This window comes from Nocardia glycosmidis (assembly GCF_052545115.1).
Genome location: NZ_JBQWRH010000016.1, coordinates 39,611 through 52,890, shown reverse-complemented (window position 1 = coordinate 52,890; position 13,280 = coordinate 39,611). Strand labels below are relative to the sequence as shown.

Below are 13,280 nucleotides of genomic sequence, written 5' to 3'. Positions count from 1 at the left end.
CTCGCCGGTTTCCCGCTCGGGTGGCTCGCCGTGGCGGAATCGTTATCATTGCGGAATCGGTGCTGCCGGTCGAGTGCAGCTGAGGCGAAAGTAAGACGAAAAGCGAGGTTCGTTGGTGGGTGACGATCGGCACGGGCATTCGCCACGGCCCGGAGGTCGTGCCCCGTGGGAGCGGTATCCCACGGCGGATTCCCCCGAACCGGACGCCGCGCGGGCGCCCCGTCGCGCACGACATACCGACGCCACTTCCGGCCAGAGTTCCGCACCGCTCACGGTCCAGGATCTCGTCCAGCGGGTCGACAACGAGCGCGGCGGACGTCGAGGCCGCCGGGCGGCCGCACCGCCGGACGGCGACGCGCCGAGCCGCGGCCGCCGAGCAGAGCCGGCACGAGCAGATGCGGGCCTTCCGCCGACACGAGACCGCCACCCCGAACCCGCACCACCGGACGCCGGCGGTCAACGGGGGCGCAGTCGCCGCGCCGAGCCAGAACTATCAGAGGCGGGCCCGCCGCCGGGACGAGGCCCGCGCGCCGAGCCCGCGCCGCGACAGGAAGCTCCCCGGCACACCGCCGAGCCCGCCCGGCACACCACCGAGCCCACCCGACGCCCCCCGGATGCCCCCCATGGCCACGGCGCCGTAGCAGGCCCGCGCCGTGCCTCCGAAACGCCCCCACCACGACAGACCGGCAGTTCTCCGGTGATCCAGGAGACCGGAGAACACGCGACCCCGGCGCGCCGTCGCCCCGCCGAGCACTCCGCGGCTCCGATCCGCCCCGGGCCGGAACGGGCCGAAGAAGTCACCGACGTTCTTCCCCCACTGACCGAGCCGACCCGCGCCAAGCGCAAGAGCCCGAGCTGGCCGACCAAGGAAGGAAAAGCCCAACCGAAGCCGGTGGGCACACCCGCGCAATCCCGCCTGGATGCCGCCCGGCGGCGCCGCAACAAACGCCTGTCGACCATCGGCCGGTCCGTGGTAGCCGTGGTAGCCGTGCTGGTTCTGCTGGCGACCGGCGGCGGCTGGAGCTACCTTCGGTCGACCAACAACAGCTTCACACAGGTCTCGGCGCTGGACGATAATCCGGACGACGTGATCGACTCCAACGCCCAGCTCGGCGACGAGAACTACCTGCTGGTCGGCACCGATACCCGCGCGGGAGCCAACGGCCAGCTCGGCGCGGGCACCCTGAACGACGCCGAGGGCTCCCGGGCGGACACCACCATGCTCGTCCACATCCCGAAGGCCCGAAACCGGGTCGTGGTCGTGTCCTTCCCCCGCGACCTGGACGTGACCAGGCCACAGTGCAATGGGTGGGACAACGACAAATCGGCATACACGAACGAGACCTTCCCCTCCGCGATAGGCGACAAGCTCAACGCTGTGTACGCCCTCGGCGGCCCGAAGTGCCTCGTCACCACGATCCAGCGCCTCACCGGCAGCACGATCAACCACTTCATCGGCATCGACTTCGCCGGTTTCGAGGCGATGGTGGATCAGATCGGTGGCGTCGAGGTGTGCGCGGCCAGGCCGGTCGTCGACGGCGTTCTCGGCACCGTCATCGAGCACCCGGGCAAGCAGCGCATCAACGGTGAGACCGCGCTGGCCTACGTCCGCGCCAGGCACGTCTCCGGTGAGGAGCGCAGCGACTACGACCGGATCAACCGTCAGCAGCGCTTCCTGGCCTCACTGCTGCGCGGTGCGCTGTCGAGCAAGGTGCTTTTCGATCCGGGCAAGCTGAACGGCTTCATCACCGCGTTCCGCGAGCACACCTGGGTCCACAAGGTCGATTCCAACGATCTACTGATGCTGGGACGCTCGCTGCAGAAGGTCGACGCGGGCGCGGTCACCTTCATCACCGTCCCGACCGCGGGTACCACGGCCTACGGCAACGAGATCCCCCGCGAATCCGACATCAAGGCAATCTTCAAGGCGATCCGCGACGACCAGCCGCTGCCGGGCGAGAAACCAACTGCCCGAGACGACGCACCCGCTCCCGCTCAGGCCGCGCCGACACCGGCAAAACACACCGCGGTAGATCCCTCCACCGTCTCGTTGCTGGTATCCAACGGCTCCGGCTACGACGGTCTGGCGCGCACCGCCGCGACCAAACTCGGCAATCAGGGCTTCACGATCTACAACACCGGCAACTACGCCAACGGCACCTCCGCGACGACCAAGGTCCGCTACGCCGCAGGCCTCGAAGCTCAGGCCGCCACCGTGGCCACCGCGATCCCCGGCGCGACCATCGAGGCCGCCGACGATCTCGGCGGCATTGTCGAGGTCGTGATCGGAGCCGACTCGACGAAAGGTCTCACCGTGAAGGCGCCGACGCCGGTCGGTGACGAGATCACCAACGTCGGGACGAGTACCTCGACGGATTCGGCGCCGGCCGCACTGCCCTCGGATCTGGAACACGTCAACGCGGCCGACGAGATCTGCAAGTAGCCGTCCGGGTGCATCACCCGGACCCCGGCACTGTCGATGCGCGCGTCGAGTCGCGTTCTACCGCAAAGATATTCGCATGAGCCCTCGTTCGGCGGCGGCCTGTGCCGAGGACGTCGATCAGCGCGCCTCGAAAGCAGCCGCCCTGCGATGCCGGTCACATTTCCACGGTCCCGCGGCTGCGTCGCGACCGGATCGGCGGCGCGGTCCGGCGGGAATTCCGGCTGCCGCAACACGCGCGCTAACCGGTCACACCCGGCATTCACTCCATGTTCGTGACTTGGTCAGCGCGGCGAACTAGTGTCTGGACACATGCGTGTCATCTACAACGAGCAAATGGCCGAACTCGCCCACCTGTTGGGCGAGATGGCCGGCCTGGCCGGCTCCGCCATGGACCGGGCGACCCAGTCGCTGCTCCAGGCCGACCTCGCTCTGGCAGAGCAGGTGATCAGTGAGTACGACCGGATCAACGAGATGATCCAAGGCGCCGAAGAGCGGGCCTTCGCGCTGCTCGCGCTGCAGGCCCCGGTTGCGGGTGACCTGCGGCAGGTGGTGAGCACGATCCAGATCGTCAACGATGTGAACCGGATGGGCGCGCTCGCGCTGCACGTGGCGAAGGTTACCCGCAGGCGGCACCCGAACCACGCGCTACCCGAATCGGTCAACGGCTATTTCGCCGAGATGGGCCGCATCGCGGTGAACATGGGCTCCGGCGCCCGGGAGGTGCTGGAGACCCGCGATCCCGAGCGTGCCGCGCAACTGAACGTGGACGACGAAGCGATGGACGACCTCCACCGCCACCTCTTCACGTTGCTCATGGACCGCGACTGGAAGTACGGCGTCGCCGCAGCCGTCGATGTCACGCTGCTCGGCCGCTATTACGAGCGTTTCGCCGACCACGCCGTCGAAATCGGCCGCCGGGTCATCTTCCTGGTCACCGGCGTGCTTCCGCCCGACCCGGATGGCGGGGCGTAACCGAAACACCGTCTCCGGACTGCCGACCAAACCTGATTCGTCGGGTCGGCGAGGAGTCGGGTGGCCGAACGCAGCGCCTATGGCGGCGCTCGGATGCCCGATTCCTGCCGGTCACGCTCGCGAACATTGCCCCGCCCAGAGGGCAGGATCGGCCGAAGCAGCTGCCACCATTTCCGTTTCGGATGGCCTCAGATACGCGAGAAGTCCTGGTAGCCGAGTTGCTGCCAGGACTTTCGCCGTACTGTGCCGCGTCGAGCGGGACGCGCTCGGTGGCCCGAATCAGCCGAAGCGACCCGAGATGTAGTCCTCCGTGGCCTTCTGCGAAGGGTTGGAGAAAATCTTCTCGGTGTCGTCGATTTCGATCAGCTTTCCGGGCTTGCCCTGGGCCTCCAGGTTGAAGAAGCCAGTCTGGTCACTCACGCGCGCGGCCTGCTGCATGTTGTGGGTGACGATGACGATGGTGAATTCCTTCTTCAGTTCGGTGATCAGGTCCTCGATCGCGAGCGTCGAGATCGGGTCCAGCGCCGAACAGGGCTCGTCCATCAGCAGCACGTCCGGCGACACCGCGATGGCGCGCGCGATACACAAACGCTGCTGCTGACCGCCGGACAGACCGCCGCCCGGCTTGTCCAGGCGGTCCTTCACCTCGTTCCACAGATTGGCACCCCGCAGCGAACGCTCGGCGACCTCGTCGAGCTCCTTCTTGCTGCGCACACCCTGCAGCTTGAGCCCGGCGACCACGTTGTCCCGGATGGACATGGTGGGGAACGGGTTCGGCCGCTGGAAGACCATGCCGATGGTGCGACGCACACCCACCGGGTCGATCTGCGTGCCGTAGATGTCCTCGCCGTCCAGCAGCACCGCGCCCGCGACCCGCGCATTGGGAGTCACCTCGTGCATGCGGTTGAGCGAACGCAGCACGGTGGACTTGCCACAGCCGGAGGGACCGATGAAGGCGGTCACGCTACGCGGCAGCACGGTCAGCGAAACCTCGGACACGGCATGGAACTTGCCGTAGTAGATATTCAGATCTTTGACATCGATCCGCTTGGCCATTTTTCGGTAATCCGTTCCGCTTCTATCGGTTCCGCGTGAGCAGCCGGTTGAGGGCGGCCGCCGCCAGGTACAGGAAGGCGATGATGATGATGAGGGTCAATGCCGCGCCCCAGACCCGCTCGCGTCCGGCTGCTTCCGGGTTGGCCAGCTCCTGGTAGATCAACAGCGGCAGCGACGCCATGTTGCCGTCGAAGACGTTCATGTTGATCGACTTGCTGTAACCGACCAACACCAGCACTGGAGCGGTCTCGCCCATCACCCTGGCGATGGCCAGCAAGATACCGCTGATCATGCCGGGCAGGGCGGTCGGCACCACGATCCGCACGATCGTCTTCCACTTCGGGATGCCGAGCGCATAGGACGCTTCGCGCAACTCGTCGGGCACCAGCTTGAGCATTTCCTCGGTGCTGCGCACGACCACCGGCAGCATCAGCAACACCAACGCAAACGACACCGCCAACGAACTCTGCGGGAAACCGAGCGTCGCGATCCACAGCGCGAAGACGAACAGCGCCGCCACGATCGACGGCACGCCGGCCAGGATGTCGACCATGAACGTGGTGGTCTTGGCCAGCAGTCCGCGGCCGTACTCGACCAGATACACCGCGGCCATGATGCCCAGCGGCACCGCGATGACCGTCGCGACCAGCGATTGCACGATGGTTCCGTAGATCGCGTGGTAGACGCCGCCCGCGATCTGGTTGGGCAGCACACCCTTCATCGAGTTCTGCCACCAGTCGGCCCGGACGACGGCATTGAAACCCTTGGTGACCACCATGATCAGCACCCAGCCCAGCGGCACGAGCGCGACGCCGAACGCCAGCCACACCAGTGCGGTGGCCAGGTTGTTGCGCACCCGGCGCGCGACACTCACATGCCGGAAGGTGGGGGCTTTGACCGGACGGTCCAAAGTAGAGGTGGTCATTACCCGTTCACCCTTCCACCGGCAGCGAGGCGCGCCAGCGCGTTCACGACGAAGGTCAGCGCGAACAGCACGAAGCCTGCCGCGATGTACGCGCCGGTCGGCAGCGGGTCGCTGAATTCCGCCGCCGCCGAGGCGATTTTGGAGGCGAAGGTGTAGCCGCCGTCGAACACCGACCAGTGCCCCGGATTCGCGGCGGTCTTCAGCACGATCAGCACGGCGATCGTCTCGCCGAGCGCGCGGCCGAGACCGAGCATGGCTCCGGCGATCATGCCGCTGCGCCCGTAGGGCAACACGGTCATGCGGACGACCTCCCACTTCGTCGCGCCGAGCGCCTGCGCCGCTTCGATGTGCGCGCGAGGAGTGAGATTGAAGACCTCGCGGCTGACCGACGTGATGATCGGCAGGATCATCACCGCGAGCACCACGCCCGCGGTGAAGATCGTGCCACCGCTGGCCAGCGGGATATTGCCGTCCGAGAACAGGAACAGCCAACCCAGTTTGTCGTTGAGGAAATTCTGTACCGGCTCCAGTTGCGGAGCGAGCACCAGGATTCCCCACAGACCGAACACGATCGAAGGCACCGCCGCCAGGAGATCGACGAGCACCGAGAACGGCCGCGCCAGCGTCTTCGGCGCATAGTGCGTGAGAAACAGCGCGATGCCGATGCCGATGGGCACGGCCAGCGCCAAGGCGAAGATCGAACTCAGCACCGTCACCATGAACAGATCCCGGATGCCGAACCGTAGGTGCTTGGCATCGCTGGTGTTGAACTCGGTGCTGGTGAAGAAGTTCGCGTCGTTCGCCAATACCGAAGGCATCGCCCGAATGAACAGGAACAACGCGATCAACGCGATGAAGGCGACGATGATCGCCCCAGCCGCCGTGGCCAGCGAACGGAAGATGATCTCCGCCCGCGGGCTGTGACGGCGTCCGCCCGGCGCGGACGGTTCGGTGCTCGGCTTACTCGGCATGAGCGCTGTATCTCCACCTGGCCGCTGGACAGTCGAGTCCGGCTGTCCAGCGGCGGCAACTTCGTCGTGCACGGTCATGGATTCGCGATCAGGAGATGGCGTTGATGGCGGTGGTCAGCTTGGTCTTGAACTGCTCCGGGATCGGGATGTACCCGGCCTCGTCCAGACCCTGCTGGCCGTTGCTGACCGCCGAGGTGAGGAACGCCTTCACGGCCTGGGCCGTGTTGGCATCGGCGTACTTCGAGCACACGATCTCGTAGGTCGGCATCACGATCGGGTACGCGCCCGCCACCGTCGGCTTGTAGAACGAGGAGGTGTCGATCACCAGGTCGTTGCCCTGACCGGAGATCTTCGCCGACTCGATCGCCTTGCCCGCCGACGCGACGCTCAGCGTCACCGGGTCCTTGCTCGCCGAGGTGACGATGCGCGCGATCGACAGGTTCTGCGCCTTCGCGAAGGACCACTCGTTGTAGGTGATCGCGTTCTTGGTGCTCTTCACCGCGGCCGAGGTGCCCTCGTTGCCCTTCGAACCGGCGCCGACGCCACCGGCGAAGGCCTTGCCCGCGCCCTTGCCCCAGGCGCCGTCGGAAGCGCTGTCCAGGTAGAGCTGGAAGTTGTCGGTGGTGCCCGACTCGTCGCTGCGGAAGATCACGGCGATCGGCTCGGACGGCAGCTTGGCGTTCGGGTTCAGCGCCTTGACCTCAGGGGCGTCCCAGGTGGTCACGGTGCCGTTGAAGATCTTGGCCGCGGTCGGGCCGTCCAGCACGAGGTCGGTCACGCCGTCGATGTTGTAGGTGATCGCGACCGGGCCGAACACGGTGGGCAGGTTCCACGCCGGCGAGCCGCAGCGGTCGGCGGCCTTCTTCGGCTCGTCCTTCTTCGGGCTCAGCGGCGAGTCGGAGCCACCGAAATCGGTCTGGCCGCCGACGAATTCGCTCACGCCCGCGCCGGATCCGCTCGAGGTGTAGTTGAGCGTGGCACCGTTGCAGTTCTTCTCGTAGGCGGCGATGAAGCGCTCCATCGCGTTCTTCTGCGCCGAGGAACCACTGGCTTTGAGAGCGGACTTACCGCCACAGGCGACGTCGACCTTGGCGACGTTGTTCGAGTCGGTCGCGGTGTTGTCGTCGCTACCACAGGCGGCGAGCGTCATGGCACCGACGGCCAGCACACCAACGAGGGCGCTGCTGCGCTTGAGATTCACTATTCCTCCGGAATGGCGTCCTACTCGTCCGGTCCCTCACCGGCCCGGACGGGTGTTGTGGTGCTGTTCGCGGGGAACTTGCGCACCAGGCAGCAGTGTGCTGCCCTCACTCAACCTAGGGTGATGTGGTTGACAGTTGGATCGACCTGAGTGAACGGAGCGTGAACAGCCCGGCGCGATTGCTCCCGGATTGTGTGACGTTTGCCCCAGCTTTACTCGAGCACACCGAGACCGCCTCTCGCTATTCAACCTCGGCCGCCGCGTACGCGACGTCGACATGGGCCGTAGCGAATCCGAGACGGGTATAAGTGCGCACCGCGGCGGCGTTGTCGGCCTCGGTATACAGCAATACCTCGGCTAAGCCACGGTCGCGCAGGTGGCGCAATCCGGCCAGGGTGAGCAGCCGGCCGAGCCCCCGTCCCTGCGCCGCTGGGTCGATGCCGACCACGTAGACCTCACCGAGCGGCGGGTTCTCCTCGTGATGAACCTTGGTCCAATGGAAGCCGAGCAGGCGATCGGGCGCGTCGGCGGCGAAGGCGAGGAACAGGCCCTTCGGGTCGAACCAGGGCTCAGCGCAGCGGATCTCGATGTCGCGTTCGGTCCACCCACCCTGTTCGGGGTGCCAGGCGAAGGCGGCCCGGTTCACCCGCAGCAACTCCGAGTCGTCGGCGGGACCGGCGTAGGTGCGCAACAGAACGTCGTCCGGCACGGACAGCTCGGGTAACTCTGGGGTAGCCAAGGATCGCCGCATCTGCCACAGTTCACGCACTGTCCGCAACCCGAGCGCGGCTGCGACGGATTTGGCCGCCGGCCGATCACCGTGGGCCCACACCCGCGCCCCCGGACCGCCTGCGGCCAGCGCGGACGTGAGCAGATCGGCTCCGACTCCGTGGCCGCGCGCGGCTGGGTCGACGGCGACCTCCACCATCGCTGGATGTTCGCCATGCGCGGGAACAAGATTCGCGTATCCCACGATCACACCGTCGCGCCGCGCCAGGAGGTGACGCGTGCCTGCGTGGTCGCCGGAGGTCAACGACAACACCGCCTGCTCCGAGATCGGGGCGACACCATCGGCGGCCGTGGCCCGCGCGAGCAGATCGGTGATCGTCCGCGCCGCGTCCTCGTCCGGGCGGTCGATCCACTGTGTCGTCGCGCCGCTCATCGGCCTCCGTTCGTCGAACTTTCGGACCCCGTGCGAAGGCCCGCTCCAGATAACGTCATGACGGCCGGCCGCATTTCGGCATCGGCTGATCCCGATGCGGGCAGCGAACGCGACCATCGGCCGCGTCGACTCACTGCGCAGAGCCGTTGATCGGCGCGAACGAGGAGTCGTCGGTGTCCTCGTTCGCGTCCTCGGGGAAGCTCATCGGTTCGCCCTTGGTCGTGGCCCGCGAAGGACGCACGGCCTTGTAGCCGACATTGCGGACCGTGCCGATCAGGGACTCGTACTCACTACCGAGTTTGGCGCGCAACCGCCGGACGTGCACATCGACGGTGCGGGTGCCGCCGAAGAAGTCGTAGCCCCAGACCTCCTGCAGCAATTGCGCGCGGGTGAACACCCGGCCGGCGTGCTGCGCCAGGTATTTCAGCAGCTCGAATTCCTTGTAGGTGAGGTCGAGCGGGCGTCCGCGCAGCCGGGCGGTGTAGGTGCCCTCGTCGATCATCAGCTCGCCGAGGGTGATCTTGCCGGTGTTCTCCGGGCTGGCCGCCCCGCCGTTGCGCCCCACCAGCAGCCGCAGCCTGGCGTCCAGTTCGGCCGGTCCGGTGCCGGGCAGCAGGATGTCATCGAGTCCCCAATCAGCGTTCACCGCGACCAGACCGCCTTCGGTGAGCACCGCGACCACCGGCACGGACGAACCGGTGCTGCCGAGCAGTCGGCAGAGGCCACGGGCGGCGGCCAGGTCGGTCCGTGCGTCCACCAGGGCGACGTCCGCGGTGCCTGCCTCGAGCAGCGAGGCCACCTCGGTGGGAGCCGGGCGGACGTTGTGCGGAAGCAGCGCCAGCGACGGCAACACCGACTCGGGGTTGGGGTCGGAGGTAAGCAGCAGCAGCTCCACAAACCCTCCTCCCATCTCGTAGCGTCGCGGGTGCGGCAGCATTGTCGTAGCCACGTCGCTGATCACAGGTAATCGGATGCAAGATTAGCGCGTAATACCGGATGACCACCCATTCCGGGTGTGGCCACCACACCGAGGACACCCGGGAACCCGGATCGAGCCAACCGATAGGGTGCGCAGGTGGGTTATGCATCGGGTAGGCCCAGCACCTCCGGGTTGCCCGCCACGCAATTCGAATGCGCGCCGCGCATGGCTCGACCGGCGCGGCCCGAGACCCGGAGAGACGGGGGAGCATGCGGAAGCTGATCATCGGCCTGCTGTGTCTGGCCGGATTCGTGGTCGTCGCCGACTTCAGCACCGCGGCCTATTCCGAGTACCGGGTGTCCCGGGCGCTACGGGACGGCGCCGATCTCACCGCCGACCCCGAGGTGACGATTCACGGTTTCCCATTCCTCGGCCAGTCCTGGGACGGCCGCTTCGAGCGCGTGGAGATCCGGGCGCGGGCCAAGCGCGAGGACATCCCCGGTGAGACCGCACTGGAAGCGACACTGACCGGCGTGCGCCTACCGTTGGGAGAGCTGGTCGACGGCAGCCTGCGCGGTGCACCGGTGGAGCGGGTGGACAGCCGACTGCGGGTGGAGCCCACCGAGCTCGGCAGACTTTTCGCCATCCCCGACCTGCAGGTGCACTCCCGTCCCGCGGACAAGTCCGACGGGACCGGCGGATCTGGCGGCTCCGGCATGACCACCACGGGCGCGCTGGTGCTCACCGGCACCTTGCCGGAGACCCCCGGCATGCAGTACAGCGGCGAAAAGGTCAGCGTGCAGGCCGATCTGTTCCTCGATGGTGACCAGGTCAAGATCGTGGCGACCGGGTTCTACCGCGGCAGTCCCGGCACCGAAACAGTTCCGGTGGCGGTGATCACCGATGCCGATCGCCCGGCCGTGCTCGCCCGGTTCACCCGTACCATCGACACCAAGGAGTTGCCGTTCGGCGTCCGGCCCACCAAGGTCTCCGCTCAGGGCGGCCAGATCGTCGTGGAGGGCAAGGGCGTGAACGTCACGATCGACCTCGACCGATTGCACCGACCATGATCGAAATCATCATCCTGGCAGTGGTTCTGCTGGCCGCGCTGACCGTGGGCGTTCTACTGCGCGGCCGCGATGGCAAGCTGCGGGCCGGGAAAGACTGGGCCGGGAAGGACATCGGCCTGTCCGAATCGGCGCGCGCCGAACTGCTCGCGGCCGTCGGCGTGACCGGCGCGGGTCCGGCGGTGCTGCATTTCTCCGCCGAGTGGTGCGGACCGTGCGACGCGGTTCGCCGAGTGGTTGCCGACGTGACGGACCGGCTGGCCGGATCGCCGCAACCGCCGCAGGACATCGAGGTGGATATCGACGCCGAACCGGCGCTCGCGCGCGAGTTGAACGTGCTCTCGCTGCCGACCACGTTCGTCTTCGACGTCGAGGGCAGAGAACGGTTCCGCATCTCGGGCGTGCCTAAGACCACCGATCTGCACTCCGCGCTCGAGCCGCTCACCGTAGCCGTCTGAGCTGGGACGACAAGCCCCGTGGACGGATGCGACAGCCCCCGGGTCCAATTTGTCTCTCGAATTGGGTAAACTGCTTGCCGTGCTGACCGACCACGAGCTGATGCTCACCCGACGCCGCACAGTGGATCTGTGTCGGCTCGGTGGTTGTTGCTGCCTGTGCCGCTGATCGGTCGGCTTCCCCAGATTCCTGACGCCGACCGCCAACCGCCGCGCGATTGCTCTGACAATTCCCGGCGAACTGGCAAATTTCCAGTCATTAGACTTATTCAGCGCAGGAGTACGCACAATGTCCACCCAGATCCGTAAGAGTTCCGGAACTATCCGCCCTCCCAGCGACCAGGTAGATGTCCGCGGACCGCGCTTCACCGCGTGGGTCACCACCGGGGTCCTCGTTTTGGTCCTGGTCGCCGCCGCGTTCTCGCCGGTCGCCGCGGCGGTGCTGATCGCCCTGCAGGGGGTCGCCTTCGCTGTGGGCGCCGCCTATGGTCCGCGGCGCCATCCGTACGGCCGGGTCTACGCCACGTTCGTCGCACCGCGGCTCGCGCCGACCACCGCGACGGAGCCGGTGGCTCCGCTGCGGTTCGCGCAGTTGCTCGGCCTGGTCTTCGCGGCCGGGAGCTTGCTGGGCTTCGCGCTCGGCTCCACTGTCGTCGGCGCTGTATTCGCCGGCTTCGCCCTGTTCGCGGCGTTCCTGAACGCGGCGTTCGGGATCTGCCTGGGTTGCCGGATCTATCCGCTGGTCGCCCGCCTCCGCCGGACCGGCCCGGTCGCCGAGGTTCGTAAGCCCTCCGTGGTCACGCGAACCCTCGTCGCCGGCCCTGACACGAACATCGCCGGGTCCCCGGCATCGAACTGAACCCTGCGTCATCCCCTGCACGTCATCGCCCTGTACGTCATCTCTGAAAGGAAAACAATGGCTCGCTCCGATGTCCTGGTCTCCGTCGACTGGGCCGAAGAGAACCTCAACGCCCCCGGCGTCGTCTTCGTCGAGGTCGACGAGGACACCTCCGCCTACGACGGTGGCCACATCGAAGGTGCCGTCCGGCTCGACTGGCAGAAGGACCTGCAGGATCAGGTTCGTCGCGACTTCGTGAACCAGGAGCAGTTCTCCGATCTGCTCTCGGCGCGCGGCATCTCGAACGACGACGAGGTCATCCTGTACGGCGGCAACAACAACTGGTTCGCCGCGTACGCCTACTGGTACTTCAAGCTGTACGGCCACAACAACATCAAGCTGCTCGACGGTGGCCGCAAGAAGTGGGAGCTGGACGGTCGCCCGCTGTCCGCCGAGCCGGTGAGCCGGCCCGCCACCCAGTACAAGGCCGCCGCGCCGGACCTGTCGATCCGTGCCTTCCGCGACGAGGTCATCGCGGCCATCGGCGCCAAGAACCTGGTCGACGTGCGTTCCCCTGACGAGTTCACCGGCAAGATCCTCGCGCCGGCGCACCTGCCCCAGGAGCAGAGCCAGCGTCCCGGCCACATCCCCGGCGCCATCAACGTGCCGTGGAGCAAGGCCGCGAACGAGGACGGCACATTCAAGTCCGACGCCGATCTGGCGGAGATCTACGCCGAAGCCGGTCTCGACGGCGCGAAGGACACCATCGCCTACTGCCGGATCGGTGAGCGTTCCTCGCACACCTGGTTCGTCCTGCAGGAACTGCTCGGCCACCAGAATGTCAAGAACTACGACGGGAGCTGGACCGAGTACGGCTCTCTCGTCGGCGCACCGATCGAGTTGGGAGAGTAATCAATATGTGTGCAGCACCGACACAGGGTCAGGCCATTCCGGCCGGCGTCGACGTGGAGAAGGAGACGGTCATCACCGGCCGTGTCCTGAGCACCGATGGCCAGCCGGTGGGCGGCGCATTCGTGCGCCTGCTCGACGGCAACGGTGATTTCACGGCCGAGGTGGTCGCCTCGGGAACCGGTGACTTCCGGTTCTTCGCGGCTCCTGGCACGTGGACCGTCCGTGCGCTGTCCTCGGCGGGTAACGGATCCGCCGAGGTCCGCCCCGAGGGCGCGGGCATCCACACGGTCGACGTCGCAGTCGCCAAGTAGACGCCCTACTAACCGGACACCGCACCGACCCGAACGGCCCCGAAGCTT

At 67.0% G+C, this 13,280-nt stretch carries 13 protein-coding genes; 7 read left to right on the top strand and 6 right to left on the bottom strand.

Translation table 11 applies throughout. The annotated features are described in order from the left end of the window. Positions 1 to 697 precede the first annotated feature (697 nt). Positions 698 to 2,443 (top strand): LCP family protein, encoded by a 1,746-nt coding sequence (locus ACT86A_RS20195; protein ID WP_445093729.1) that lies wholly within the window; start codon positions 698 to 700, stop codon positions 2,441 to 2,443. A gap of 309 nt (positions 2,444 to 2,752) precedes the next feature. Continuing rightward, positions 2,753 to 3,415, top strand: coding sequence for a phosphate signaling complex protein PhoU (gene phoU / locus ACT86A_RS20190; protein ID WP_445093728.1), 663 nt, complete (start codon positions 2,753 to 2,755; stop codon positions 3,413 to 3,415). A gap of 279 nt (positions 3,416 to 3,694) precedes the next feature. Here the strand turns inward: phoU and pstB are convergent, their stop codons facing one another. From pstB to ACT86A_RS20160, 6 genes are all read right to left on the bottom strand, one after another. Then, a complete protein-coding gene (gene pstB / locus ACT86A_RS20185; protein ID WP_445093727.1) occupies positions 3,695 to 4,471 on the bottom strand; it encodes a phosphate ABC transporter ATP-binding protein PstB in 777 nt (258 codons plus the stop codon). A 22-nt stretch (positions 4,472 to 4,493) separates the two neighbouring features. Then, a complete protein-coding gene (gene pstA / locus ACT86A_RS20180; RefSeq protein WP_445093726.1) occupies positions 4,494 to 5,396 on the bottom strand; it encodes a phosphate ABC transporter permease PstA in 903 nt (300 codons plus the stop codon). After that, positions 5,396 to 6,367 carry a phosphate ABC transporter permease subunit PstC gene (pstC, locus tag ACT86A_RS20175; protein ID WP_445093725.1) on the bottom strand — a complete coding sequence of 324 codons (972 nt, stop codon included), beginning with the start codon at positions 6,365 to 6,367 and terminating at the stop codon, positions 5,396 to 5,398. The genes pstA and pstC overlap by 1 nt, the downstream gene beginning before the upstream one ends. Before the next feature lie 88 nt (positions 6,368 to 6,455). Further along, on the bottom strand, positions 6,456 to 7,568 hold the full coding sequence (gene pstS / locus ACT86A_RS20170; RefSeq protein WP_445093724.1) for a phosphate ABC transporter substrate-binding protein PstS: 1,113 nt from the start codon (positions 7,566 to 7,568) through the stop codon (positions 6,456 to 6,458). A gap of 241 nt (positions 7,569 to 7,809) precedes the next feature. Continuing rightward, complete coding sequence (gene mshD, locus ACT86A_RS20165) at positions 7,810 to 8,730, bottom strand: mycothiol synthase (RefSeq protein ID WP_445093723.1); 921 nt, start codon at positions 8,728 to 8,730, stop codon at positions 7,810 to 7,812. A 130-nt stretch (positions 8,731 to 8,860) separates the two neighbouring features. Next, positions 8,861 to 9,625 (bottom strand): winged helix-turn-helix transcriptional regulator, encoded by a 765-nt coding sequence (locus ACT86A_RS20160; protein ID WP_445093830.1) that lies wholly within the window; start codon positions 9,623 to 9,625, stop codon positions 8,861 to 8,863. A 293-nt stretch (positions 9,626 to 9,918) separates the two neighbouring features. Between ACT86A_RS20160 and ACT86A_RS20155 the strand changes: the two genes are divergently transcribed. The 5 genes from ACT86A_RS20155 (at position 9,919) to ACT86A_RS20135 (ending at position 13,232) form a co-directional block, all read left to right on the top strand. Continuing rightward, positions 9,919 to 10,719, top strand: a complete 801-nt coding sequence (locus tag ACT86A_RS20155) for an LmeA family phospholipid-binding protein (protein WP_445093722.1) — start codon at positions 9,919 to 9,921, stop codon at positions 10,717 to 10,719. Further along, complete coding sequence (locus ACT86A_RS20150; RefSeq protein ID WP_445093721.1) at positions 10,716 to 11,174, top strand: thioredoxin family protein; 459 nt, start codon at positions 10,716 to 10,718, stop codon at positions 11,172 to 11,174. Before ACT86A_RS20155 ends, ACT86A_RS20150 begins: the two co-directional genes overlap by 4 nt. A 286-nt stretch (positions 11,175 to 11,460) precedes the next feature. Further along, a complete protein-coding gene (locus ACT86A_RS20145) occupies positions 11,461 to 12,030 on the top strand; it encodes a DUF4395 domain-containing protein (RefSeq protein WP_445093720.1) in 570 nt (189 codons plus the stop codon). 57 nt (positions 12,031 to 12,087) lie between these two features. Beyond that, positions 12,088 to 12,921, top strand: a complete 834-nt coding sequence (locus tag ACT86A_RS20140) for a sulfurtransferase (RefSeq protein WP_445093719.1) — start codon at positions 12,088 to 12,090, stop codon at positions 12,919 to 12,921. Between the two features lie 5 nt (positions 12,922 to 12,926). After that, positions 12,927 to 13,232: a DUF1416 domain-containing protein gene (locus tag ACT86A_RS20135; RefSeq protein ID WP_445093718.1), complete on the top strand. Its 306-nt coding sequence runs from the start codon at positions 12,927 to 12,929 to the stop codon at positions 13,230 to 13,232. The last annotated feature ends 48 nt before the right edge of the window (positions 13,233 to 13,280 follow it).

What these genes read in the sequence shown, in the direction of transcription:
- phoU (WP_445093728.1), top strand. Translation starts at nt 2,753, where the DNA reads ATGCGTGTCATCTACAACGAGCAAATGGCCGAACTCGCCCACCTGTTG.
- pstB (WP_445093727.1), bottom strand. Translation starts at nt 4,471, where the DNA reads ATGGCCAAGCGGATCGATGTCAAAGATCTGAATATCTACTACGGCAAG.
- pstA (WP_445093726.1), bottom strand. Translation starts at nt 5,396, where the DNA reads ATGACCACCTCTACTTTGGACCGTCCGGTCAAAGCCCCCACCTTCCGG.
- pstC (WP_445093725.1), bottom strand. Translation starts at nt 6,367, where the DNA reads ATGCCGAGTAAGCCGAGCACCGAACCGTCCGCGCCGGGCGGACGCCGT.
- mshD (WP_445093723.1), bottom strand. Translation starts at nt 8,730, where the DNA reads ATGAGCGGCGCGACGACACAGTGGATCGACCGCCCGGACGAGGACGCG.
- ACT86A_RS20155 (WP_445093722.1), top strand. Translation starts at nt 9,919, where the DNA reads ATGCGGAAGCTGATCATCGGCCTGCTGTGTCTGGCCGGATTCGTGGTC.
- ACT86A_RS20150 (WP_445093721.1), top strand. Translation starts at nt 10,716, where the DNA reads ATGATCGAAATCATCATCCTGGCAGTGGTTCTGCTGGCCGCGCTGACC.
- ACT86A_RS20145 (WP_445093720.1), top strand. Translation starts at nt 11,461, where the DNA reads ATGTCCACCCAGATCCGTAAGAGTTCCGGAACTATCCGCCCTCCCAGC.
- ACT86A_RS20140 (WP_445093719.1), top strand. Translation starts at nt 12,088, where the DNA reads ATGGCTCGCTCCGATGTCCTGGTCTCCGTCGACTGGGCCGAAGAGAAC.
- ACT86A_RS20135 (WP_445093718.1), top strand. Translation starts at nt 12,927, where the DNA reads ATGTGTGCAGCACCGACACAGGGTCAGGCCATTCCGGCCGGCGTCGAC.